Source organism: Bradyrhizobium sediminis, assembly GCF_018736105.1.
Classification (GTDB): Bacteria; Pseudomonadota; Alphaproteobacteria; order Rhizobiales; family Xanthobacteraceae; genus Bradyrhizobium.
Map to the genome: position 1 here is coordinate 4,777,087 of NZ_CP076135.1, position 23,551 is coordinate 4,800,637.

Genomic DNA, 23,551 nt, shown 5'->3' on the forward strand with positions numbered 1-23,551 from the left:
GATCTATCCCTTACGAATCCAGCGGATCGCCCTTCTTGGCATCGCGCGCGCGCAAATAATCTTCCGTGGTCATGACCGGCGGGCGCTGCGGCGCCGCATGCGGATCGAAACTCTCGTTGACCACGGCTTCGACCCGGCAATCAGCGCACATCTTGATGACGTCGAGCCGCCTGGCATTGGCGCCCTGGAACATCCAGTGCTTGTCGCCGAGCTTGGCGAGCACGCGGTCGATCGAGCTCTTGGTGCCGAACGGCTTGCCACAGGCGATGCAGTTGAAGGGCTCTTCTTCCTTCAGCACGGTCAGCGGCGCGTTCCAGGCCTTGAAATCGAGCCGCGGCTCCAGCGTGATGACCTTCTCGGGACAGGTCGATTCGCACAGCCCGCATTGCACGCAGAGGCTTTCGGTGAAGCGCAGCATGGCGCGATCGGGATTGTCGGACAGCGCGTGGGTTGGGCAGGCGGTGACGCAGGCATGGCAGAGCGTGCAGCCCTCGACATTGAGATTCACGCCGCCAAACGGCGCGCCCGCTTGCAGCGGCACGACGTCGACCGGCGCCGGTGCTGCCAGATGCAGTTCGCGGAAAATGGTCTCGATCACGCCGCGCTTGGCGCCGCGCGGAACGAAGCCGACGGGCTTCTGCGTCGCGACGCCGGCTGGCGCCGCATCGAGAAGGCTGCGCAACTGGTCGGGATCGTCGGTTTCGAGGATACGCACCAGGCCGGCGCCGAAGCCGAGCGCCGATATGACGGCGTCCGATGTCTCGACCGCGCGGCGCAGCGCCGCAATGTCGTGCTTGGGTCTGGCGCGCGTCACCACGGCGACACCGCTGCCGCCATAGGCAAAGACAGCGGCGATATTCTCCGGTCCGAGCTGCGTCACTTCGTTGAGGCGGACCGGAAGCACGTTGGCCGGCAGTCCGGCGCCGAACCGCGCCAGCGCGTCGATGATGTCTTCGCCGTGCTCGCCGTCGTGGAACAGCACGATGGCGTCGCTGCCGCCGGCCTTGCGATAGGTCTGCAGCAGCGTGCGCAGCCGCCGCATCAGCGCATCCGCGCCGGGCAGCGAATAGGATGCCGCGCCGGTCGGGCAAGCGGAGGCACAGGAGCCGCAGCCGGCGCAGACATTGGCGTCGATGGCGACGGAATTGCCATCGGGCGTGATCGCGCCGGTCGGGCAGAGATCGAGACAGCGCGTGCAGCCGGTGATGCCGGAGCGCGAATGGGCGCAGAGCGACGCTTCGAAATGAACGAAGCGCGGCTTGTCGAAGGTGCCGACCAGGCCGCCGGCATCAGCGATCGCGCGCTCGACCGCGGCGCGGTCGCGCGGATCGGCGCGCAGGTATCCGGGACGCAATTCATGCGCGGGAAACAGCGGCGCGCCGCCGGAAAGGTCGAGGACCAGGTCGCAGGCCGAGGTGGCACCGTCGCGCGATGGTCCGAACACGAGCCTGGTGCGCGACGACGGCAAAGGCTGCGCATAATCGTCGATATTGAGCTCGAAGGCGCCGAGATATCCACGGGCGTTGCGGATGGTACCCTTGAACACCGGGAACTCGTTGGTCCGGCGCGGCGTCACGTCGCCGGGTTTGGTCAGCAGCACGGTGATGTCGAGACGGTCAGCGAGCCGCTGGGCGGCCTCGATGGCGACCTCGTCGCGGCCATAGATCAGCGCGACGCCGCTGCTCTCCAGCGTCACCAGCGAGATCGGCGGCATGTCCTCGCCCGCCGCCGCGATCAGCGCCGCGGCCTTCGGGCCGGCCGCAGCGGCGTCCTTCGACCAGCCGCCGGTTTCACGGATGTTGACGAAGGTGAGTTGCGCCTGCGGTAAACTTTCCGCGACTTCGCGAAACAGCGGCGCTTCCTGGGTGCAGGCGACAGTAACCGGCGCGCCGTCGGCAAGCGCTTGCCTGAAGCGGTCGAGTTCGAGGCCGCAGAGCTGGTTCGCCTGCGTGATCCTGCCGCCGCAGCCGCGGCCAATTGCCGCCGCGTCGAGCGGCATGGTCTTCTCGCAGCTGCAGATCAGGAGATGGGACGATGCCTCACTCATTATGACTTGTCCTGAACCGGCGCGCCCGCGCGGTTGCCTCGCTCTACGGTTCCGCGGTACCTGCTGAAGTGAATTTCTGCAAGGTCGAGAGCGCTCGCATCACCGCCTTGACCGGGATAGCATACACTAGCCGAATGCAAAGCCGTTAAGGATGAGTTTCCGATGATGTCGCGTCCTGCCGAGGTAAAGCAGACACTCGATCTGCCGCCCGGCTATACTTTGGTCGCACTGCGCGAACTCGGCGACGCGTTCGCTCACGGATGCGCGATTGCGCCGGAGGCCGGCGCGGGAACGCTGGTCTGGGTGCGGCGCTACGACCTGGTCGAATTCGCCGTGGTGCTCGAACCCGACAAACCGCTGGTATCGGCGCGCCGGGCGTTCTTTGCCGGTATGAATGCGGTGGCGGACGCCATCGCTGCCCACTGCCCGCCGGAACGGGAGGTGAGTTTCGACTGGCCCGACGCGATCCGGTTCGATGGCGGGCTGTTGGGCGGCGCGCGGCTCGGCATCCCTGCGGATTGCGCCGAGGACGATATCCCGGGCTGGCTGGTGTTCGGCGTCATCCTGCGCGCGGCCGACATGGCCCATGTCGAGGAGGTGCAGGCCGCATCCGGCGTTTCACTGTTGAGCGAGGGCTTCGAGATGGTCGACACCGACGCGATCATCGAGAGCTTCGCCCGTCATCTGATGACCGCGTTCGACCGCTGGAACGAGCGCGGCTTCGAGGCGATCGCGCGGGACTATCTGGAGCGGCTGCCGAAGCGCAAGGCTGGCGAGCGCCGCGCGATCGACGCCAACGGCGATCTCCTGGTCAGCCTGCCTGCCGGCAGCGGGCCTCCCGACCGGAACAGCTTCGTGGATGCGCTGGCGCGAGCCGATTGGTATGATCGCCAGGCGCGCGGTCCGAAATTCGGATGAGGCGGAGATGTTGAAGCTGCCGCGAACCATCAGGCTCGACCCGTCGGATACGTTCGTGTTCGAGCGGGCGGCGGAACCGGGCGAATGGGCGGTCTCCGGCGCATTCGCGTTCTGGAACCGGGACCCGGCGACGCTCGGCCAGAAGCAGCGCGTGGCGCTGCGTTCGGGGTTCCTCGGCATCGACAGCCTCGGCTGGTCGACGCTTGCGATCGTGACCGAGGCGAGCGAAGCCGAGCGCCAGGCAATGGTCGAGCGCCTCGCGGGGCAGCTGCTGGAGAAATTCGGCGCGCCGGATCTGGAGGCCGCGCGGCTTGCCGCCGAGGAAGAGGTCGCGTTCGCGGCCTCGCTGTGCGATCACGCTCCGCAAACCCTGCTCGGCGTGCAGCGCAGCGTCGAGGACGGTGAAATCCGCGAGCGCTTTCGCACGCTGCGGCCGCGCGAGACGGCAGCGGGTGCCGATTCCTTGCACAGCCATGCCAGCGCCTTTACCTTTCACGAGGTGGAAGGCGACGACGAACCTGCCGAACAGGTCGACCTCAAGGGAATGATCGGGACAGACCGCATGACGAGGGATCGCAGATGAGAGAGTTCTGGGTCGCCTCGGGCCATCACCTGACCCGCCGCGGCGATCACGGCGGGCTCGTGGCGACGCCCGAACTGATTATGGCCTATCTGGCGCGGCCCGAACTGATGCCGCCGGATGATGCCTGCGACGCCGAACGCGATCTGCATGCAAGCCTGCTGTCCGATCCGCTGCGCCCGGTCACGAATGCCGATATCGCCGCGCTCGCCGACGCCGACGCGCGCGAGAACTGGACCTTCATGATGAATTTTCGCGATCGGCTGATCGCAGCGCCGTCGCTGGAGGCGGTGTATGTGGCGCTGGCGCGCAAGGGCGCCGGCGACCTGCCGCCGATCTTCCTGTCCCAGCTCTGCCATCTGATATTGCGCAACGCGCTCGAGGGTTGCGACGATCCCTACATGCTGCGCGCGGCCGAATTGTTCTACCGCAGCCAGCTCGCCAGCGTGCACGAGGGCACGCTGCTGTTGGCCGATGCCGAGGTCGTCGAGGCGCAGCAACACGCGCAAGCCGACATCCATGCGTCGCCGCTCACCGCCATGCTGGCGCCGCAACCGGCGTTCGGCGAGATGGACGTGATGGACGACGACAACGCCTGGACCTACTGGTCGCGTTCGGACGCCCATGCGATGGCGATGAACATCGGCGGCAATCCGAAGGCGCGCGCCGGGCTGTGCCGGGTGATCGAACGCTGGATCGCCCATCTGCTCGGCATTGCCGTCAAGGTCGAGACCGTGGCCTCGATCGAGGACCGCGACTGGCGCTGGTTCATCGGGCTGGACAGCGAAGGCACGCGCATCGGCAACGCCCTGTGGAACGGCGCTGCGCTGGATGGCCATGCCGCCGAGCGCATCGTCGCCTTGATGCGCCTTCAGATCGAGGACATTCGGCTGGTGGACGAGCGGGTCGGCAACAAGCCGGTCTATCTCATCCTGGCAATGGGCGCGGACAAGGTGGTGCGCCTGAAGCCGCAGAATCTGGTCGCCGGGCTGCCGCTGGCGGCGGCGGCAAATGTGGCATGACCGGCCGCAGGACGGAGGATCGACCATGGCGATGACCGAGGCGTTCCGCGAAGTCGGTGTGGTGCTGCGCCGCCGGCCAGTCGACAATCCCTGGATCGATCATCTGTGGTCGCCGGCGATGATCCTCGACGAGGTGCCGGCCGCCGCGCCGTGGACCGTGCTGTCCAGCGAGCCCGACGCCACGATTTATTACGCGGGCCCGGCCTGCATCGAGCTGTTCAGTTCGGACACCGCCAATTATCGCGACAATCTCGCCGACGGCGAGCCGCGCATCTGGGTCGCGCTGCGGCGCCAGGACGGCGGATCCGAACTCGAACTGACCAAGGTCACGGCCGACCCGACCGAAGGCGAAGCGATGTTCGAGAGCGGCTGCGACGTGATCGGCACCGTTCCGATGCCGCTGGAGATCGCCGCATGGATCGCCGCCTTTGTCGATGAGTTCCACGTCGAACGCGCCTTTCACAAGCGCAAGCGGGATCGCGCGCCGGACGACCGCCGGGGCATGCCGGACGGCATTCCGGATGAAGGAAAGCGCCGCACATGAGCGGTTCCGACCAAGGCGACGACAAGGGCTTTCTGGCGCGGTGGTCGCAGCGCAAGCAGGAAGCCAGGCTGCCGGAGCCGAAACCGGACGCGCCGGCCGCCGACGCCCGACAGCCGCCGGAGCCGGTCGCTGAAAAAGATGCCGCGCCGGAATTCGATCTCTCCAGCCTGCCCAAGCTCGAGGACATGACCGGAACGACCGACATCACCGGTTTTCTGAGCAAGGGCGTCCCCGAACATCTGCGCAATGCGGCGCTGCGGAAATCCTGGGCGCTGGACCCCGCGATCCGTAACTACGTCAATCCCGCGCTCGAATACGCCTATGACTGGAATACGCCGGACGGCGTGCCGGGCTCGGGCGAACTCGGCGCGGGCATGGACGTCGCGCGGTTGGTTTCGCAGATCATGGGCAACGGCGAGCCGGCAGCCGCCCCATCGATACCGGCCGCCGAGTCGGGCCATGCGGCGGCGAGCGGCCCCGCGCCATCTCCCGAGCATTATGCAACGCAACAAACGGGGCCGGATCTGCCGACCGAGACGTTAAGGTTGGGCGATGAAGTGGCTCCGGTAAGTTCTTCCGACGACGGGGATAAGGAAACCGGGCGAACGCCGGAAGCCGAAGCGAGCAACTTTGCTGCACCGCAACAACCGGTGCGACGCCATGGCACGGCAAAACCGATTGTTTAGACAAAAGTTTTTGCCGACATAGGCAAAGCCTATGTTACAGATTTCGAATTGGAATAATTCCAATTCCAAAGTGTATGCCCGATTAAGAGGCACGATGGGCGGGGGGAGAAATCGGTTGCACCATGCGTGACGCCGGTCTGGAACAAGCAATCAGGGCAGCAGGTGGTGTCGCGTCGCTGGCGCGAGGCATCGGTATTGCGCAGCCCTCGGTTTCCGCGTGGTCCCGGATTCCCGCGGAACGGGTTCTCGCCGTCGAGGCGCTGACCCGGGTGCATCGCTACATCCTTCGCCCCGATCTCTACGGACCATCCGAGGATCAGGTGACATCGAAATCCCAAGTGAAATCCGAAGTAGACGAAATCGATCAGCTGCGGGCCGCCGAATACGGCCTGTTGTCGTTGCTGCTCGGCAAGGCGCCGGACGCAGACACGCTGAAGCGTGTCGCGACGCTGAAGGGCGACGCGTCCGAACTCGGCATGGCGCATATCGAACTCGCAAGCCTTGCGGCGGCGACCGACGATCGCGCCGTCAGCAAGGAATTCTTCGACCTGTTCGTCGGGCTCGGCCGCGGCGAACTGCTGCCCTATGCCTCCTATTATCTGACCGGCTTCCTGCACGAGCGCCCGCTGGCGCGGGTGCGCGAGGATCTGGATGCGCTCGGGATCGAGCGCGCAGGCATCTCGCGGGAGCCGGAAGATCACATCGCGATCCTGCTCGAAGTGATGTCGGGACTGGCGCGCGGCGAGTTCGAGGCCGACTTCAGCGAACAGCCGCGCTTCTTCGAGCGCCATCTCAAGCCGTGGGCGGCGCGGATGTTCGCCGACATCGAAATGTCGCAGTCAGCCCGCTTCTACCGTGCCGTCGGCCGTGTCGGCCGTATCTTCATGGAACTGGAATCCGAGGCCTTCACGCTGTCCGAGTGACGGCGAAGGCAAGCCGAAGGAGGAGATCGCTATGAGCAAGCCATCCGACAGCAAGGCGCCCGCGGGCCAAGGCAAGGCGCAAGCCGTGGACCGGCGCCGCTTCTTCCTGATGGGCGGATCGGCGGTCGCAGCCGCAGCAGTGGTGCCGCTTTCGAGCGAACAGGCCGCGGCGGACGAGTCGCAGGCCGAGCGCGTCAAGGCCCGCTACAAGGAAACCGATCACGTCAAGAACTACTACCGCGTCAACCGCTATTGATGGGACCACGCACATGTTGATCAAGCGAAGAGATGGATCCGCAAACAGGGCGCGTTTGCAGGGTGTCGCCGCAGGCCTGGCTTCGGGAGTTCTCGACCGCCGCACCTTCCTGCGCCGGTCGGGCCTCGCCGCTGGCGCCGGCGCCGCGATCGGCCTGATACCGCTCGGCTCGGTGCGCAAGGCGCAGGCCGGTCCGCAGATCATGGGCGCACCGACCGAACTCAAGAAGAACATCTGCACGCATTGCTCGGTCGGCTGCACGGTGATTGCCGAAGTCCAGAACGGCGTCTGGGTCGGCCAGGAGCCGGCCTGGGACAGCCCGATCAATCGCGGCTCGCATTGCGCCAAGGGCGCGGCGGTGCGCGAGCTCGTGCACGGCGACCGCCGCCTGAAATACCCGATGAAGCTGGTCAACGGCGAGTGGCAGAAGGTGTCGTGGGACCTGGCCATCAACGAGATCGGCGACAAGATGATGGAGATCCGGGCCAAGTCCGGCGCCGATTCCGTCTATCTGCTCGGCTCGGCGAAGTTCTCCAATGAAGGCGCCTATCTGTACCGCAAGTTCGCGGCGTTCTGGGGCACCAACTCCGTCGATCACCAGGCCCGCATCTGCCATTCGACCACCGTCGCCGGCGTCGCCAATACCTGGGGCTACGGCGCGATGACCAACTCCTACAACGACATCCGAAACTCGAAGACCGTCATCTTCATGGGATCGAATGCCGCCGAAGCGCATCCGGTGTCCCTGCAGCACATCCTCTCCGGCAAGGAGCTCAACCGCGCCAACGTGTTCGTGCTCGACCCGCGCTTCACCCGCACCGCCGCCCACGCCACCGAATATGTCAGGTTCCGCAGCGGCACCGACATCGCGGTGATCTGGGGCATGCTGCACCACATCTTCAACAACGGCTGGGAAGACAAGCAGTTCATCGCGCAGCGCGTCTACGGCATGGACCAGATCCGCGCCGAAGTCGCGAAGTGGACGCCGGAAGAGGTCGAGCGCGTGACCGGCATTCCCGGCGATGAGCTGAAGAAGGTCGCCGAGACCTTCGCCAAGCAGCGGCCCTCGACCTTCATCTGGTGCATGGGCGGCACCCAGCACACCGTCGGCACCGCCAACGTCCGCGCCTATTGCGACCTGTTGCTGGCGACCGGCAATGTCGGCGTGTTCGGCGGCGGCGCCAACATCTTCCGCGGCCATTGCAACGTGCAGGGCGCGACCGATCTCGGTCTCGATATCACGACGCTGCCGCTCTATTACGGCCTGGTCGAGGGCGCCTGGAAGCACTGGGCGCGGGTCTGGGAAGTCGGGTACGATTACCTGCAGTCGCGCTTCGACGAAGTGCCGGCCAAGGCGGGCCGTCCGGCCCGCACCCGCAAGCAGAACATGGAGCTGCCGGGCATCCCGTCGACCCGCTGGTTCGATGCGACGCTCGCCAATCCCGACGACGTCGACCAGCGCGACAGCCTGAAGGCCATGATCATCATGGGGCATGGCGGCAATACCGTGCCGCGCATGACCGAAATGGTGAAGGGCCTCGAGAAGCTCGAACTGCTTGTGGTCGCCGATCCGCATCCCACCACCTTCGCCGCGATCTCCGAGCGCAAGAACGGCACCTATCTGCTGCCGGCCTGCACCCAGTTCGAGACCTCGGGCTCACGCACGGCTTCCAACCGTTCGCTGCAGTGGGGCGAGCAGATCGTCAAGCCGATCTTCGAATCGAAGGACGATTACGAGATCATCTACCGGCTTTCGGTGAAGCTCGGCTTTGCCGACGCGATGTTCAAGAACATCAAGGTCGAGAACAATCGCCCCGTTCCGGAGGACCTGCTGCGCGAAATCAACCGCGGCGGATTCTCGACCGGCTATTCCGGCCAGTCGCCGGAGCGGCTGAAAACGCATATGAAGAACCAGGGCAAGTTCGACCTGGTGACCTTGCGCGCCAAGACCGACGAGCCCGAGATCGGCGGCGACTATTACGGCCTGCCGTGGCCGTGCTGGGGTACGCCCGCGATCAAGCATCCCGGCACGCACACCCTCTACAACACCAACCTTCACGCCAAGGACGGCGGCGGCACGTTCCGCGCGCGGTTCGGCGTGGTGTATGACGAGAAGCAGCCGGACGGTTCGGTGAAGAAGGTCAATCTGCTGGCAGAGGGCTCCTACAGCAAGGGTTCGGAGCTGACCGACGGTTATCCCGAATTCACCTATGGCGTGCTCAAGAAGCTCGGCTGGGACAAGGACCTCACCGAGGCCGAACTCGCCACCATCAACAAAATCGGCGGCAACAATCCCGACGGCGTCGGCTGGGCGGTCGATTTGTCGGGCGGCATCATTCGCGTCACGCTGGAGCATGGCGTGATGGCCTATGGCAACGGCAAGGCCCGCGCGGTGGCGTGGAACCTGCCCGATCCGGTGCCGGTGCATCGCGAACCGATCTACACCCCGCGTCCCGAACTGGTCGCCAAATATCCGACGCGCCCGGACGGCCGCCAGTTCCGCGTCGCCAATCTCGGCTTCTCGATTCAGAAGGCCGCGGTGGACAAGGGTCTTGCCAAGCAATTCCCGATCATCCTGACCTCGGGACGTCTGGTCGAATACGAAGGCGGCGGCGAGGAAACCCGGTCGAACAAATGGCTCGCCGAATTGCAGCAGGACATGTTCGTCGAGGTCAACACGGCGGACGCCGCCGATCGCGGCATCAAGGACGGCGGTTGGGTCTGGGTCTTCGGCCCGGAAAACAGCTCGAAGGCGCGGGTCAAGGCGCTGGTCACCGACCGTGTCGGCAAGGGCGTGGCGTTCATGCCGTTCCACTTCTCCGGCTGGTTCCAGGGCGTCGACCAGCGCGGCAAGTATCCGAATGGCAACGATCCGATCGTGCTCGGCGAAAGCGTGAACACGATCACGACCTACGGCTACGATCCGGTCACCGGCATGCACGAGGGCAAGGTGACCCTGTGCCAGATTCAATCGGCGTGAGAGGAGAATAAATCATGGCTCGCGTCAAATTTCTTTGTGATGCCGACCGTTGCATCGAGTGCAACGCCTGCGTGACGGCCTGCAAGAACGAACATGAGGTGCCGTGGGGCATCAATCGCCGCCGCGTCGTCACCATCAATGACGGCAAGCCCGGCGAACGCTCGGTGTCGATGGCCTGCATGCATTGCACCGATGCGCCCTGCGCCGCGGTCTGCCCGGTGTCGTGCTTCTACACCACCGCCGACGGCGTGGTGCTGCACTCCAAGGATCTCTGCATCGGCTGCGGCTACTGCTTCTACGCCTGTCCGTTCGGCGCGCCGCAATACCCGAAGGTCGGAAATTTCGGATCGCGCGGCAAGATGGACAAGTGCACCTATTGCGCCGGCGGACCGGAGGCGGACTCGACGCCGGCCGAATACGCCAAATACGGCGCCAACCGTCTCGCCGAAGGCAAGCTGCCGATTTGCGCCGAGATGTGCTCGACCAAGGCGCTGCTTGCCGGCGACGGCGCGATCATCGCCGAAATCTACAAGGAACGCGTGATGAAGCGCGGTTACGGCTCGGGCATGTGGGGCTGGAAGACCGCCTACGCCGATTCGCCGACCGGCTGATGCCAATTGGCGCCGCCCCCTCTCAGTGGCGGCGCTCGCGTAACCCGAACAACCGAAAGGCGTTGTGCAAATGCCAGGCTCACTTTCAACTCTCAAAGCCCTCTGTGCCGCGTTCGCGCTGCTGATAGTGTTCGCGGCGCAGCCCGCCGCGGCGCAGTTGTCCTTCAAGCCCACCGCCGAGGCCGTCCACGAAGACAAGCTCCTGAACGCTCTGAAGGAGGGCGACAAGATCACCGGCCGGATCACCATTCCGGATGCGATGGCCGCCAACCTGATCCAGCCCGCCGGACGCGACTGGCGCGATTTCCACCGCAGCAAGCTGCCAATCATCGGCGGCGTCGCCATCGTCGGGATGCTGGCCGTGCTGGTGATCTTCATGATGGTGCGCGGCAAGATTCGCATCGACCATGGTTTCTCGGGAACGACGATCCTGCGCTTCGCCAGTTTCGAACGTTTCACCCATTGGCTGACGGCGAGCTGCTTCATCATTCTGGCGCTGTCGGGCCTCAACGTCAGTTTCGGCCGCATGCTCATCCTGCCGCTGTTCGGCGCGGACGCTTTCGCGGCCATGTCGGCCTACGCCAAACTGGCCCATAACTACCTGGCGTTCCCGTTCATGATCGGCGTCGCAATCATGTTCCTGATCTGGATCAAGGATAATATCCCCGGCAAGGTCGACCTGGAGTGGATGAAGCAGGGCGGCGGCCTCCTGACCAAAGGTCGACACCCTCCTTCCGAGCGCTTCAACGCCGGCCAGAAGGGCATCTTCTGGATCGTGGTCATCGGCGGCGCGCTGATGTCGGTGTCCGGCTGGTTCCTGCTGTTTCCCTATCTTCCGGCCAACGTCACGGCGCTGCAGTTCTGGACCGTGATCCATGCCGTGATCGCCATGCTGTTCATCGCCGTCATGATGGCTCACATCTACATCGGCTCGATCGGGATGGAAGGCGCGTTCGATGCGATGGGAACCGGCGAGGTCGATCTCAACTGGGCCAAGGAGCATCACTCGCTCTGGGTCGAGGAAGAGCAGGCCAAGGGCCGCGCGGGAACCGCCCCGTCAGCCGTGCCGGCTGAATGAGCCGGCCCGGTCAAATTCAATGCTTTAGGCAGTTCTTGGGGTAAGTGTCATGAAAGTCTTTCTTACGGCCTTGGTGTTCGCGGCGGTCGTCGCCGTCGGGATGGCGGCATTTCTCAGCGGCGTCCAGCAGCCGAGCTCCGTCGCCTTCACGACCAGCGGCGCGAGGGTCGGCGATCCCGGCCACAACCTGGTCGGGCCGGGTTGATTAAGTCCATTGAGCCCGCCAGACGCCGCGCCGGCGTGGCCGGTCGAAATCCGGCTCGCCAAGGACCGCCGAACCCTGCATGTCACCTTTGACGACGGCCAGTCGTTCGACCTTCCAGCCGAACTGCTCCGCGTCACCAGCCCGTCCGCCGAAGTGCAGGGTCATTCCGAAGCCGAACGCAAGACGGTCGGCGGCAAGCGCAACGTGACGATCCTCTCCGTCGATGCCGTCGGCAATTACGCGGTCAGACTGGGGTTCGACGATATGCATTCGACCGGCATCTACTCCTGGGCTTTTCTGCGCGATCTCGGTGCCAACGCCGAGCGGCGCTTTCAGGACTACCTCGACGATCTCCAGGCCAAGGGCCTCGACCGCGACCGGCCGGGCATGCGCTAGAGACGGGCGTGACGCCCGCTTCCGTTGCGCGCCCGCGCGTTATCACTAAGCTCGATCCGCCTGAACGGACTGATATTGCGAATGTTCCGCCCTCGCCCGCAATGCCGTTTCGCGTCCCTCGCCTGCGCTGCCTTGCTGGCCCTGGTGCCGCTGGTGGCGACGAAGGCCTTCGCGCAGTTGCGCGGCCATGGCGGGGCGGTGCGGGCGCTGGCGATTTCGCCTGACGGACAGACCGCCGTTACCGGCAGCTTCGATTCGACCGCGATCCGCTGGTCGCTGACGCGCAATGCGGCCGACCAGGTGCTGCGTTTCCATGCCGACGCCGTCAACGCCGTGGTGCTGCTCCGGGATGGGCGCGCGGCGACCGGGGGCGCCGACGGCCGTATCGCGATCTGGACTCCCGGCAAGACCGAGCCCGACGCCGTGCTGGAAGGCCATAGCGCACCGATCGCGTCGCTGGCGGCTTCGCCGGACGAAACCATGCTGGCCTCGGCGTCATGGGATCAGACCGTGCGGCTGTGGCCGCTCACCGGCGGCGCGGCGCGCGTGCTGGAAGGGCATGCCCAGAACGTCAACGGCGTGGCGTTTGCCCCGGACGGCCGCACGCTGGTCAGCGTCGGCTACGATCAGAGCGTCCGGATCTGGCCGCTGTCGGGTCCGGCCGCGCCCACCGTGGTCGCGATGCCGAGCCCGCTCAACGCCGTTGCCATCGGCGGCGACGGCGAGATCGCGGCCGGCGGCGCCGATGGCAGGGTCTATTTCCTGACCGGCAATGGCGCGCGTGCCGGCGCAGCCGCCGCCGGTCCGCGGCCGGTGATCTCGCTTGCGATCTCGCCGGATGGCGCGCTGCTGGCCGCAGCCGGTATCGGCGGATCGGTGGCGATGATCGATCGCAAGACGCGCGAGCTGGCGCGCACACTGGTCGGCCCGGGACTGCCGGTCTGGTCGGTGGCGTTTCTGCCCGACAGCCGCACCTTGCTGACCGGCGGCGCCGACAACATCGTCCGGCGCTGGAACGCGGCAACGGGAGAGCCGGTCGATTCGCTTCTGGTGGAGGCGGCGGGCGATCCGCTCGCCGCCTATGCCGGCGACCGTGGCGCCGAGATCTTCCGCGCCTGCGTCGCCTGCCATACGCTCGGCGCCGAGCAGGCCAACCGCGCCGGCCCGACCTTGGCCGGCCTGTTCGGCCGACGGATCGCCACCACGCCGGGCTATCATTTTTCCGAAGCCCTCAAACGCCTCGATATCGTCTGGACCCCGGAGACAGTCGCGAAGTTGTTCGAGGTCGGGCCTGCGGCCTATACGCCGGGAACCAAGATGCCCGAGCAGCGCATCGGCTCGGAAGCAGACCGCGCAGCGCTGGTGCAATTCCTCGAGCGCGCGACCAGGAAGTAGCCCATTCGCTCTAGCCCGGCGCCGGCCCGACCATCACATCGATCGCGCCCTTCACGATCGCCTCGAGCTGCTTGCGCGGCACACGCGCCCGCGCCCGGATCGCGATGGTGTGGATGGTCGCGGAGGCGATCTGCGCCAGCGCTTGCGGATCGGCTGACGGCGGCAGCTCGCCTTTGTCCCTGGCGAGGCGGAAGCAGGCGGCGAACGACTTGTCGAGTTCGGCAAATCCTTCCAGCACCATGGCGCGGATATCGGGATCGGACACCGCCTCCGACGCCGCGGTCATGACAGTGAAACAGCCGCGCGGTCCGCTATCGCCGGAAAGATAGATGTCGAGCGCCACCGCAAAGATGCGCTCCAGCCTTTTACGGATCGGCAATTCGTCCTTGAAGATATCGATCATCGCCGCGCGGGCGTCGGCGCGGTAGCGCTGGTAGCTCTTGATGTAGAGCTCGCGCTTGTCGCCGAACGCGCCATAGAGGCTCGGCCGGTTCATGCCGGTGGCAGCACTGAGGTCGTCGAGCGAAGTGGCGGCGAAACCGTCCTTGCGAAACAGGTCGAGCGCCTTGCCGAGCGCCACTTCGGGCTGGTAGGCGCGCGGCCGGCCGCGCCGCTTCGGCGCAACCGCCTCCGATGTGGCGGACGGCGGCGGCTTTGTATTTTTTTGTACCATTTCGCAAGAAATTCCTTGACCCGGTTTATATTATGCGGAACAGTATAAAAATCAACCCCGGTTCGGGAAGCTGGACCGATGCCAAGGAGGCACCCCATGGACCTGTATTTCTCGCCGCTGGCCTGCTCGCTGGCTACCCGCATCGCGCTGTACGAAGCCGGCGCCGAGGCCAATTATCTCGAGGTCGATCCGAAGACCAAGATCGTGCAGAACGACGGCTCCGATTTCCGGCAGGTCAACCCGCTCGGACTGGTGCCGACGCTGCGCACCGATGACGGGCTGGTGCTGACCGAGAACGCGGCCATCCTGCAATATGTCGCGGACCGCTTTCCGCAGGCCGGCATCTCGACCGGTCCCGGCATCGACCGCAGCCGGCTGCATCAATGGCTCTGCTTCATCGGCACCGAACTGCACAAGGGCCTGTTCGTGCCGTTGCTCGACAAGACCGCGCCGCCCGAGATGAAGACCCACGTGCTCGGCAAGGGCCTGTCGCGGCTCGACTATCTCGACAACTATCTGAAGGGCCGCGAATTCCTGCTCGACCATTTCAGCGTCGCCGACGCCTATCTGGTCACGATCATCAACTGGACCATGGCGACGCCGCCGATCGAGCTTTCGAAATGGCCGAACGTGAAGTCCTATTACGAGCGGCTGCGCGCGCGCCCGAGCATCGCACGCGCGGTCGCCGAGGAGTTCACGCTGTATCAGGCCGAACTCGCCCGCCACAAGGCGGCGGCGTAACCGGACGATGCGGTCTGACGCCCGCGACCACGCGGGCGTCACTCCGGTCTGGCCAGCAGCCGCGCTGTCAGGTTGGCCATCGTCTGTCCAAAGATCCTGGAATCGCCCAGCGCCCGCGCCAGCACCAGCGCGCCCTGAATAGTGACCAGCGCATCCGTCGATCGCTGCCGCGCCACCCGCGCGCTCAAGCCCGAACGCCCAAGCACGCGCGCCAGCGCATCGTGCCACCGGCTGAAATAGCCCTGCACCTGAACCGCGAACATGTCCCGCGACGCCCCGAGGGCAATGACGCCGACCAGGCAGACGCGTTGACCGGAGCGGAAATAGCTGTCGACAGCCCCTATCATGGTGGCAACGGCGCGGGCGGGATCGTCGGACTCGCGCAGCGGTGCGAAGATATTGACCTCGAACCAGCGATCGATCTCGGCCAGCACTTCGGCGGCCATCTGCGCCTTCCCGCCCGGAAAGAAATGATAGAGACTGCCCTTGCCGAGGCCGGTGGCTTCGCCGAGCAGCGCCAGCGTCGCGCCTTCGTAACCGTGCGCGCGAAACACCTCCGCCAGCAGCGGCAGCAGATCGGCGCGCTCGGAAACCGGTTTTGCCATTGGCCGGGTCAGAACGGACTCTCGCTCAATCCGGCGACATCGGCCGGGCGCGGTCCCGGCGCGGTCCACAGAAAGCGCCGGTCCTGTTCGGCAATCGGGTGATCGTTGATGCTGGCCTCGCGCCGCCGCATCAGGCCCTTGTCGTCGAACTCCCATTGCTCGTTGCCGTAGGAGCGGTGCCACTGCCCGGCATCGTCATGCCATTCGTACTGGAAACGCACCGCGATGCGATTTCGATCGAACGCCCAGAGATCCTTGATCAGGCGATACTCACGCTCCTTCGCCCATTTGCGCGTGAGAAATGCAACGATCGCCGGGCGGCCCTGAAGGAATTCCGCACGATTGCGCCACACGCTGTCCTCGGTATAGGCCAGCGCCACGCGCTCGGGGTCGCGGGAATTCCAGGCATCCTCCGCCATGCGGGCCTTCTGGGCGGCGGTCTCCTGCGTGAACGGCGGCAACGGCGGACGCGACATCGGGGCATCTCCAGCTCTGAATACGAGCCGGAACTGTACCGATCGGTACAGAGGAGTCAAGCGTGGGTGAGAGTCAGGTTTCGATCAGATCGGCCTTCATCAGGGCCCGCAGCGCTTTCGGGATCGGCTTCGCCCTGCCCTCGCTGATGAAGGCGACGCGCACCTCCGCCTTGACCAGCACGTGCTCGCCGCGGCGCACCTCCTGCGCCAGCGTGATCGAGGCGCCCTTCACCGCGACCGGCCAGGTCACGACGTCGAGCACGTCATCCATCCGCGCGGGCCTCAGATAATCGATCTGCATCGAACGCACCACGAAGGCGAAGCCCGGCGTTTCGGCTTGCGCTTCCGCAAACAGCGCGTGCTGCTCGGCGCCCATCAACCGCAGATGATTGGTGCGTCCGCGCTCCATGAAGCGCAGGTAATTGGCGTGATAGACGATGCCGGAAAAATCCGTGTCCTCGTAATAGACGCGGATCTGCATGTGATGGCGGCCGTCGCGTATCTCGCCGTCAAGGGAGGTCATCGGCGCTACTCCGGGAATTTGGTGGCAAGCGACAGCGCTTGAGCCGCAGCCAGCAGACGCTTGTCGCGCGTCCAGACGCTCGTTTCCGGCGTGAGCGCGGCAGCGGCGAGCAAATGTGCATCGACATATCCGATACCCGATCCGGGCAGCTTTCGATCGGAAATGAATTTCAAGACTTCCTCGGCGCTCGCCACGATTGCTCTTGGAAGAACGTTCAAATCATCGAGCATCTCGGCGATCCTGGGCACGTGTCCCAGTAACAATTCCCCAACGATGAACGGATGTATGACGATATCGCCACGCTCAAGCAGCTCGGATAATTGAAAATCCCCACGACGAAAATGATCTATCCAGATCGACGTATCGGCAAGTACCATCACTTGAAGCGTCGACGCGGCGGAGCCTTTGCTTCCGGTTGCGTCCCTCCCATGCGGGCGAGCCGCCGCGCAGCTTCGCGCTCGACAAACGCCTTCAAGGCTTCCCTGATGACCGCTGATTTCTCGGTGACTCCAGCAAATTCCTGCGCCTTGGCGAACAATTCGTCATCAATCGCGATGGTGGTTCTCATGTGATCGGCTCCTTGCGCATCAGATATATCATCATTTGATGCGCATTTCTATGCCTGAAGCAGCCGGCGGGAGCGTTCCGCGAGTCAGGAAACGGCTGGAGCCGAGCCGCCGAGCGTCACCAGCGCGATTTCCGGCGGGACGCCGATGCGGAACGGCATGATGCTGCAGCCGAGGCCGCCGGAGACGACGACGTCGCATTGGGTCCGGGTGTGGCCATAGGCGAACCTCTTGCCGTAATGCGACGGTATCACCGGCGACCAGCCGAACAGGCGCACCTGGCCGCCATGGGTATGGCCCGAGAGCTGCAGCGCGACCCGCGCCGGGACCCGTACCGCAACGTCGGGTTCATGGGCCAGCAGGATGACCGGCGCGGCGTCGGTCACCTTGCCAAGCGTCGCGGCGAGATCATCGACGCCGATGCGCTTGACCGGCCTGAACCGGCGCGCCGGAAGGTACGCCAGTTGATCGCCGAGCCCGGCCAGCCAGAACGGCCGGCCGGCCTTGGTCAGCCGCACCACATCGTTTTCGTAAACCGGAAGGCCGGCGGCTTCGAGCGCGCGGCGGGCCATGGTCACCCCCTGGCCCTCGCGCTGCACCGTCCTGTCGTCCCACCAGTCGTGGTTACCGAGGACCGCATGGACGCCGAGCGGCGCCTTCAATCCGCCGAGCACCGGCGCCCATTCGCCGGCCGGAATGGTGCGCGTCACATGGCGATGTCCGGCGACGTAGTCGCCGAGCAGCACGATGACATCGGCGCGCAGCGCATTGGTGCGTTCCACGATCGCCTCGATGCGCGCCAGCGACATCCAGGGATCGCAGGCGTGGAGGTCGGTGATGACGGCGATCCTGAGCCGGAAATCGGCGGGCCATTGCGGCGGCGTTATATTGTAGCGCGCGACGCGAAGCCGCAGCGCGGGCTCGCCAAATCCATAGGCGACGGTGGATACGCCGGTAGCGCCGAGCCCGGCCAGAAAGCGCAGGAAATGACGTCGGGAAATCATGAGGCTCAACCGTGATGCACCGTCATGCTGGTGGCGCATTGCAGCCGAATTCGGGTCCGTTTGTGCAGATCGTCAGCAGATAACCAGTGGCGCGTATCAGTCGTCGCCGTCGGGGCTGCCGAACAATCCGAACTGCGCCGGATCGCGCGCGGGCTCGGCGAGGCCGAGATGTTTGAAAGCGTGCGAAGTCAACAGCCGGCCGCGCGGGGTGCGCTGCAGGTAGCCGCACTGGATCAGGAACGGCTCGATGATGTCCTCGATGGCGTCGCGCGGTTCCGACAGCGCCGCCGCCATGGTTTCGACGCCGACCGGCCCGCCGCCGTAATTCATCGCGATGGTGGTGAGATAACGCCGGTCCATCGCATCGAGGCCGGCGGCATCGACTTCGAGCGCGCTCAGCGCGTTGTCGGCGATGCTGCGGTCGATCGACGCGGCGTCGGCGGCGGAGGCGAAATCGCGCACCCGGCGCAGCAGCCGTCCGGCGATGCGCGGGGTGCCGCGGGCGCGCCGCGCGATCTCGTTGGCGCCGTCGGGCGTCATGCCGATCTTGAGCACGCGGGCGCCGCGGGTGACGATCTTCTCCAGTTCTTCCACGGTGTAGAAATTCAGCCGCACCGGAATGCCGAAGCGGTCGCGCAGCGGATTGGTCAACAGGCCCGCGCGCGTGGTGGCGCCGACCAGCGTGAATTTGGCCAGTTCGATCTTGACCGAGCGCGCCGCCGGGCCCTCGCCGATGATGAGGTCGAGTTGGAAGTCCTCCATCGCGGGATAGAGCACTTCCTCGACCGCGGGGCTGAGGCGGTGGATCTCGTCGATGAACAGCACGTCGCGCTCTTCGAGATTGGTCAGAAGCGCGGCGAGATCGCCGGCCTTGGCGATGACAGGTCCCGAGGTGGCGCGGAAGCCGACGCCGAGTTCGCGCGCCACGATCTGCGCCAGCGTGGTCTTGCCGAGGCCGGGGGGACCTACGAACAGCACGTGGTCGAGCGCCTCGCCGCGCTTGCGCGCGGCCTCGATGAAGATCGAGAGGTTCTTTCGCGCCTGCGCCTGGCCGACGAATTCAGACAACAGCTGCGGGCGCAGCGCAGTATCGCCGACATCGTCGCTGCGGCGCTCGGGGGTGACGATGCGGGAGGGCGTGGTCATGTGATGGAACCACACTGGTTATTCTCCCTCGCCCCGCTTGCGGGGAGAGGGTGGGGTGAGGGGGATTCTCCACATACTCGCTCGCGGGGAGTCCCCCTCACCCGGATTGCGCTTACGCGCAATCCGACCTCTCCCCGCAAGCGGGGCGAGGTAAGAGGTGCGCCAGCGCTCGTGTCTGGAGTCTTCACTTCGCCAACTCCTTCAGCCCCAGCCGGATGAGCTGCGCGGTCTCGGCATTTTCGCCGGCGCTGCGCGAGGCCGAGGCGATGGCGGCCGCCGCCTGCGGCTGGCCGTAGCCGAGATTGACCAAGGCCGAGATCGCGTCGGTGACCGGGCGCGGCGCGCGGTGATCGTCGATCGCGCCGGACAGATGCACCAGCGCCGGATCGACATTGGCGAAGCTGGGCGCCTTGTCCTTCAGTTCGGTGACGATGCGCTCGGCGACCTTGGGGCCGACGCCCGGGGTGCGCGTCACCGCGGCCTTGTCGCGCAGCGCAATGGCATTGGCGAGATCCGCCGGCGGCAAGGTCGAGAGCACCGCCAGCGCCACCTTGGCGCCGACGCCCTGCACGGTCTGCAGCAGCCGAAACCATTCGCGCTCGATGTCGCTGCGGAAGCCGAACAATCTGATCTGATCCTCGCGCACATAGGTCTCGATCGACAGCACCGCGGCATCGCCCGGCGAGGGCAGCGCCTGCAGCGTGCGCGACGAGCAATGCACCTGATAGCCGACGCCGCCGACGTCGAGGATCACATAATCCTCGCCGTAGGAATCGATCAGCCCTTTCAGTTTGCCTATCATATCCCGACCACCTTCAGCCGCAGCGCCGCGCTGCCGCGATGATGCGCGTGCGTAATCGCGATCGCCAGCGCGTCGGCGGCGTCGGCCGATTTCGGCTCGGCCTTCGGCAGCAGGATTTTCAGCATCGCCAGGATCTGGTTCTTGTCGGCATGGCCGGCGCCGACCACGGTTTTCTTCACCTGGTTGGGCGCGTATTCCGCAACCGAAATTCCGAACATCGCCGGCGCCAGCATCGCGACCCCGCGCGCCTGCCCGAGTTTCAGGGTGGCGACGCCGTCCTTGTTGACGAAGGTCTGTTCGACCGCGGCTTCGGCCGGCTTCAGGTCGCCGAGCACGGCGGCAAGGCCCTCGTGAATCGCCAGCAGCCGGCTCGCCAGCGGCAGGCTGTCGGATGGTTCCACCGAACCGCAGCCGACGAAGGCGAGCCGGTTGCCGTCGATCTCGATCACGCCCCAGCCGGTGCGGCGCAGGCCCGGATCGATGCCCATGATGCGGACGGGATGGCGAATCGGCTGAGATGTCATGGGGTAGTGATACCGCCGGAGCGTTTCGGGCGAAACAGAAACGGAACGCCGTACCCCGGGAATGCGCCGCATTCCATGCGGTCATGCGCGGGCATGACCCGCACATCCATCAGGCAGGAAAGGAATTCCGGAGGGATGGACTCCTACCCACCCATCTTAGCCATCAGCGCGTCGGAAACCTCGAAATTGGCGTAGACGTTCTGCACGTCGTCGTGCTCGTTCAGGAGGTCGATCAGCTTCAACAGCTTCTCGCCGGTCTCGTCGTCCACCGCCACGGTGTTCTGCGGCTTCCAGGTCAGCGCCGCCTTGCGGGCTTCGCCGAATTTCGCCTCCAGCGCCTTGGCGACGTCACGGAAGGTTTCCTGCGAGGCGTAGACCTCATGGCCGCTCTCGCTCGAGATCACGTCATCGGCGCCGGCCTCGATCGCCGCTTCCAGCATCGCATCGTCGGAGGCGACCTTGGCGTCGTATTCGATGATGCCGGTGCGGTCGAACATGAAGGAGACCGAGCCGGTTTCTCCGAGATTGCCGCCGGACTTGGTGAAGAAGGAGCGGATGTCCGACGCCGCGCGGTTGCGGTTGTCGGTCAGCGCCTCGACGATCACGGCGACGCCGCCCGGACCGTAGCCCTCGTAGCGGATCTCGTCGTAATTCTCGCTCTCGGTGCCGGTCGCCTTCTTCACTGCGCGTTCGATCGAGTCCTTCGACATGTTCTCCTGGCGGGCGGAGATGATCGCGGCGCGCAGCCGGGCGTTCATGCTGGGATCGGGCGCGCCCATCTTGGCGGCGACGGTGATTTCCCGCGCCAGCTTAGAGAACAGCTTCGATTTCTGGGCGTCCTGCCGGCCCTTGCGGTGCATGATGTTCTTGAATTGGGAATGTCCGGCCATGCGGTCTCTTTCGGCGATTCGTCCGGGAGGAATGGGTGGAAGGCGCGGCGTTATAGGCCGCTAACCTTCCAAAATCAAAGATTTGCAGGGATTTTCGGTATGGCGGTAGTGGCTGCTGCCCGCTTAAGAGGCAGATATTAACCATGATTTCACGCCCAAGTGCGAGGATGCCGCTCTCCTTTCTCGTTCCGAGAGACGCTCATGGCATTCGGTTTGTTTCGAAAACGGCCCGAACCGGCCGCGCCCGCGGTCGCTCCGGCGGTGGCGCCCCCCGCCGTTGCGGCCGCTGCGCCCGGTAATTCGGATAGCGATTCGGCCAGGGAAATCCTCGAACTGCTCGAACTCGAACTGGGCGCGATGATCCGCCAGCTCGAGCGCGCGGCCAATTCGGTCGCCGGCGGCGCCGAAGCCACGGCGGCCACGCTTTCCACCATCCGCCAGCGCACCGACGCCCTGACCGGGCGCACCAGCGCCGCGCAATCCACCGCTACCACCTTCTCGCAGGCCGCCGACCAGTTCACCCATTCGGCACAAGGCATCGGGTCCCAGGTGCGCGACGCCAGCAAGCTGGCCGACCAGGCCGGCGAAGCCGCCCGCGAAGCCAGCCTCAATGTCGACCGCCTGAGGGAGTCCTCGGCCGCGATCGGCAATGTCGTCAATCTGATCGCGCAGATCGCCCGGCAGACCACGCTCTTGGCGCTCAACTCCACCATCGAGGCGGCACGGGCGGGCACCGCCGGACGCGGTTTCGCGGTCGTCGCCACCGAGGTCAAGGCGCTGGCGGTGCAGACCCAGAACGCCACCGAGGAAATCTCGAAGAAGATCGACGCGCTGCAGAAGGATGCCGCGGGCTCGGTCGATGCGGTGCACCGCATCTCGCTTGCGATCGAGGCGATCCGCCCGGTGTTCGAGAACGTCACCGGCGCAGTGGCGGAGCAGAATGAAACCACCAGCGCGATGTCCGACAACGCCGCCACCGCGTCGAACTTCATCGTCGCGGTCGGCGACAGCGCCGCCGAAATCGACAGCGCCACCAAGGAAGCCGAGACCCATGGCGAACGTGTCGCCAGCGCCGGCAAGGCCGTCACCATGTTCGCGCAGAAGCTCAAGTCGCGCTGCGCGGTGTTGCTGCGCCAGGACGAGCGCAAGGACCAGCACGCGAGCCTGCGACTGCCGTGCAATCTCCCAATAGACCTCCGGAGTGCGCGCGGCCCGGTCGCCGCCTCGGTCTACGAGATCGCCCGGGAAGGCATCCTGATCGGCGGACCGGAGGCCGAGAGGCTACCGCTGAATGAAACCCTCGACGCCACGATACACGGTATCGGCGCCTGCAGGATCCGCACCGGCGAACGGTCGAAGGCCGGCGTGCAGGCGCGATTCGAGCGGCCCGATGCCGCATTGGTCGAACAGATCGAAGACAAGCTCTGGTCGATCCAGGACGAAAACACCGAAGCCGTTACCAGCGCCATCGAAGCCGGCCGCGCGCTGACCAGGATTTTCGAGGACGGCGTCAGGAGCGGCGCCATCTCGATGGACGACATGTTCGACGAGAACTACGTCGAAATCCCCGGCAGCAATCCGGTGCAGCACCGCACCCGGATCCTGGACTGGGCCGATCGCGCGCTGCCGCCGTTCCAGGAGGCGTTCCTCACCAAGGACCCACGCATGGCGTTCTGCGTGATGATCGACCGCAACGGCTACCTGCCGGTGCACAACAAGCTCTACTCGCATCCGCAGCGTCCCGGCGACGTCGCCTGGAACACCGCCAACAGCCGCAACCGCCGCATCTTCAACGATCCCGCAGGCCTCGCCGCCGGCCGCAATCTGCGCGCCTACCTGATCCAGAGCTATGCGCGCGACATGGGCAACGGCAAGACCATCATGATGCGCGAGATCGACGTGCCGATCCGCGTCAACGGCCGCCACTGGGGCGGATTCAGGACGGCGTACAAGCTCTGAC

Annotated in this window: 27 protein-coding genes; 15 read left to right on the plus strand and 12 right to left on the minus strand. The window is 65.6% G+C overall.

The window, feature by feature from the left end; genetic code table 11:
- Positions 1-10 precede the first annotated feature (10 nt).
- Positions 11-2,047, minus strand: a complete 2,037-nt coding sequence (locus KMZ68_RS22830; RefSeq protein ID WP_215613388.1) for a 4Fe-4S binding protein — start codon at positions 2,045-2,047, stop codon at positions 11-13.
- 162 nt (positions 2,048-2,209) lie between these two features.
- Here KMZ68_RS22830 and KMZ68_RS22835 point away from each other — a divergent pair, with 162 nt between their 5' ends.
- The 13 genes from KMZ68_RS22835 to KMZ68_RS22895 all read left to right on the plus strand — a co-directional run bounded on the left by KMZ68_RS22835 (position 2,210) and on the right by KMZ68_RS22895 (position 13,641).
- A complete protein-coding gene (locus KMZ68_RS22835) occupies positions 2,210-2,965 on the plus strand; it encodes a biotin/lipoate--protein ligase family protein (protein WP_215613389.1) in 756 nt (251 codons plus the stop codon).
- Between the two features lie 7 nt (positions 2,966-2,972).
- Positions 2,973-3,548: a DUF6505 family protein gene (locus KMZ68_RS22840; RefSeq protein ID WP_215613390.1), complete on the plus strand. Its 576-nt coding sequence runs from the start codon at positions 2,973-2,975 to the stop codon at positions 3,546-3,548.
- Positions 3,545-4,567, plus strand: a complete 1,023-nt coding sequence (locus KMZ68_RS22845; RefSeq protein WP_215613391.1) for a DUF6352 family protein — start codon at positions 3,545-3,547, stop codon at positions 4,565-4,567. The genes KMZ68_RS22840 and KMZ68_RS22845 overlap by 4 nt, the downstream gene beginning before the upstream one ends.
- 25 nt (positions 4,568-4,592) lie before the next feature.
- Positions 4,593-5,111 carry a DUF3305 domain-containing protein gene (locus KMZ68_RS22850; protein ID WP_249779456.1) on the plus strand — a complete coding sequence of 173 codons (519 nt, stop codon included), beginning with the start codon at positions 4,593-4,595 and terminating at the stop codon, positions 5,109-5,111.
- The gene (locus KMZ68_RS22855) at positions 5,108-5,797 is read left to right on the plus strand and encodes a DUF3306 domain-containing protein (protein ID WP_215613392.1); all 690 of its coding nucleotides are present in this window, start codon (positions 5,108-5,110) and stop codon (positions 5,795-5,797) included. The genes KMZ68_RS22850 and KMZ68_RS22855 overlap by 4 nt, the downstream gene beginning before the upstream one ends.
- 122 nt (positions 5,798-5,919) lie before the next feature.
- Complete coding sequence (locus KMZ68_RS22860) at positions 5,920-6,720, plus strand: molecular chaperone TorD family protein (protein WP_215613393.1); 801 nt, start codon at positions 5,920-5,922, stop codon at positions 6,718-6,720.
- Between the two features lie 31 nt (positions 6,721-6,751).
- Positions 6,752-6,976: a hypothetical protein gene (locus KMZ68_RS22865; protein ID WP_215613394.1), complete on the plus strand. Its 225-nt coding sequence runs from the start codon at positions 6,752-6,754 to the stop codon at positions 6,974-6,976.
- A gap of 13 nt (positions 6,977-6,989) precedes the next feature.
- On the plus strand, positions 6,990-9,956 hold the full coding sequence (locus tag KMZ68_RS22870) for a formate dehydrogenase subunit alpha (protein ID WP_215613395.1): 2,967 nt from the start codon (positions 6,990-6,992) through the stop codon (positions 9,954-9,956).
- Positions 9,957-9,970: 14 nt separating this feature from the next.
- The gene (gene fdh3B / locus KMZ68_RS22875; RefSeq protein ID WP_215613396.1) at positions 9,971-10,567 is read left to right on the plus strand and encodes a formate dehydrogenase FDH3 subunit beta; all 597 of its coding nucleotides are present in this window, start codon (positions 9,971-9,973) and stop codon (positions 10,565-10,567) included.
- 70 nt (positions 10,568-10,637) lie between these two features.
- The gene (locus KMZ68_RS22880; protein WP_215613397.1) at positions 10,638-11,645 is read left to right on the plus strand and encodes a formate dehydrogenase subunit gamma; all 1,008 of its coding nucleotides are present in this window, start codon (positions 10,638-10,640) and stop codon (positions 11,643-11,645) included.
- Positions 11,646-11,694: 49 nt separating this feature from the next.
- A complete protein-coding gene (locus KMZ68_RS22885) occupies positions 11,695-11,850 on the plus strand; it encodes a hypothetical protein (protein WP_215613398.1) in 156 nt (51 codons plus the stop codon).
- Between the two features lie 9 nt (positions 11,851-11,859).
- Positions 11,860-12,246 carry a gamma-butyrobetaine hydroxylase-like domain-containing protein gene (locus KMZ68_RS22890; RefSeq protein ID WP_215613399.1) on the plus strand — a complete coding sequence of 129 codons (387 nt, stop codon included), beginning with the start codon at positions 11,860-11,862 and terminating at the stop codon, positions 12,244-12,246.
- Between the two features lie 81 nt (positions 12,247-12,327).
- Positions 12,328-13,641 carry a c-type cytochrome gene (locus KMZ68_RS22895; RefSeq protein ID WP_215613400.1) on the plus strand — a complete coding sequence of 438 codons (1,314 nt, stop codon included), beginning with the start codon at positions 12,328-12,330 and terminating at the stop codon, positions 13,639-13,641.
- Positions 13,642-13,651: 10 nt separating this feature from the next.
- On the opposite strand, the gene KMZ68_RS22900 is transcribed toward KMZ68_RS22895, so the two are convergent.
- Positions 13,652-14,314, minus strand: coding sequence for a TetR/AcrR family transcriptional regulator (locus KMZ68_RS22900; RefSeq protein ID WP_215613401.1), 663 nt, complete (start codon positions 14,312-14,314; stop codon positions 13,652-13,654).
- Between the two features lie 96 nt (positions 14,315-14,410).
- On the opposite strand from KMZ68_RS22900, the gene KMZ68_RS22905 reads away from it, so the two are divergent.
- Complete coding sequence (locus tag KMZ68_RS22905) at positions 14,411-15,055, plus strand: glutathione binding-like protein (RefSeq protein ID WP_215613402.1); 645 nt, start codon at positions 14,411-14,413, stop codon at positions 15,053-15,055.
- A gap of 38 nt (positions 15,056-15,093) precedes the next feature.
- Here KMZ68_RS22905 and KMZ68_RS22910 read toward each other — a convergent pair whose 3' ends face one another.
- The 10 genes from KMZ68_RS22910 to KMZ68_RS22955 form a co-directional block, all read right to left on the minus strand.
- The gene (locus tag KMZ68_RS22910; RefSeq protein WP_215613403.1) at positions 15,094-15,660 is read right to left on the minus strand and encodes a TetR/AcrR family transcriptional regulator; all 567 of its coding nucleotides are present in this window, start codon (positions 15,658-15,660) and stop codon (positions 15,094-15,096) included.
- Positions 15,661-15,668: 8 nt separating this feature from the next.
- Positions 15,669-16,136 (minus strand): nuclear transport factor 2 family protein, encoded by a 468-nt coding sequence (locus KMZ68_RS22915; protein ID WP_215613404.1) that lies wholly within the window; start codon positions 16,134-16,136, stop codon positions 15,669-15,671.
- 73 nt (positions 16,137-16,209) lie between these two features.
- Complete coding sequence (gene ybgC / locus KMZ68_RS22920; protein WP_215613405.1) at positions 16,210-16,659, minus strand: tol-pal system-associated acyl-CoA thioesterase; 450 nt, start codon at positions 16,657-16,659, stop codon at positions 16,210-16,212.
- A 5-nt stretch (positions 16,660-16,664) separates the two neighbouring features.
- Positions 16,665-17,036 carry a type II toxin-antitoxin system VapC family toxin gene (locus KMZ68_RS22925; protein ID WP_215613406.1) on the minus strand — a complete coding sequence of 124 codons (372 nt, stop codon included), beginning with the start codon at positions 17,034-17,036 and terminating at the stop codon, positions 16,665-16,667.
- On the minus strand, positions 17,036-17,227 hold the full coding sequence (locus tag KMZ68_RS22930; protein ID WP_215603616.1) for a type II toxin-antitoxin system VapB family antitoxin: 192 nt from the start codon (positions 17,225-17,227) through the stop codon (positions 17,036-17,038). The genes KMZ68_RS22925 and KMZ68_RS22930 overlap by 1 nt, the downstream gene beginning before the upstream one ends.
- Before the next feature lie 84 nt (positions 17,228-17,311).
- Positions 17,312-18,229, minus strand: a complete 918-nt coding sequence (locus KMZ68_RS22935) for a metallophosphoesterase (RefSeq protein ID WP_215613407.1) — start codon at positions 18,227-18,229, stop codon at positions 17,312-17,314.
- Positions 18,230-18,325: 96 nt separating this feature from the next.
- On the minus strand, positions 18,326-19,375 hold the full coding sequence (gene ruvB / locus KMZ68_RS22940) for a Holliday junction branch migration DNA helicase RuvB (RefSeq protein WP_215613408.1): 1,050 nt from the start codon (positions 19,373-19,375) through the stop codon (positions 18,326-18,328).
- Between the two features lie 184 nt (positions 19,376-19,559).
- Positions 19,560-20,177 carry a Holliday junction branch migration protein RuvA gene (ruvA, locus tag KMZ68_RS22945; RefSeq protein WP_215613409.1) on the minus strand — a complete coding sequence of 206 codons (618 nt, stop codon included), beginning with the start codon at positions 20,175-20,177 and terminating at the stop codon, positions 19,560-19,562.
- The gene (ruvC, locus tag KMZ68_RS22950) at positions 20,174-20,701 is read right to left on the minus strand and encodes a crossover junction endodeoxyribonuclease RuvC (RefSeq protein WP_215613410.1); all 528 of its coding nucleotides are present in this window, start codon (positions 20,699-20,701) and stop codon (positions 20,174-20,176) included. The genes ruvA and ruvC overlap by 4 nt, the downstream gene beginning before the upstream one ends.
- A 143-nt stretch (positions 20,702-20,844) precedes the next feature.
- A complete protein-coding gene (locus KMZ68_RS22955; protein WP_215613411.1) occupies positions 20,845-21,591 on the minus strand; it encodes a YebC/PmpR family DNA-binding transcriptional regulator in 747 nt (248 codons plus the stop codon).
- A 201-nt stretch (positions 21,592-21,792) separates the two neighbouring features.
- Between KMZ68_RS22955 and KMZ68_RS22960 the strand changes: the two genes are divergently transcribed.
- Positions 21,793-23,550 carry a methyl-accepting chemotaxis protein gene (locus KMZ68_RS22960; RefSeq protein ID WP_215613412.1) on the plus strand — a complete coding sequence of 586 codons (1,758 nt, stop codon included), beginning with the start codon at positions 21,793-21,795 and terminating at the stop codon, positions 23,548-23,550.
- The last annotated feature ends 1 nt before the right edge of the window (position 23,551 follow it).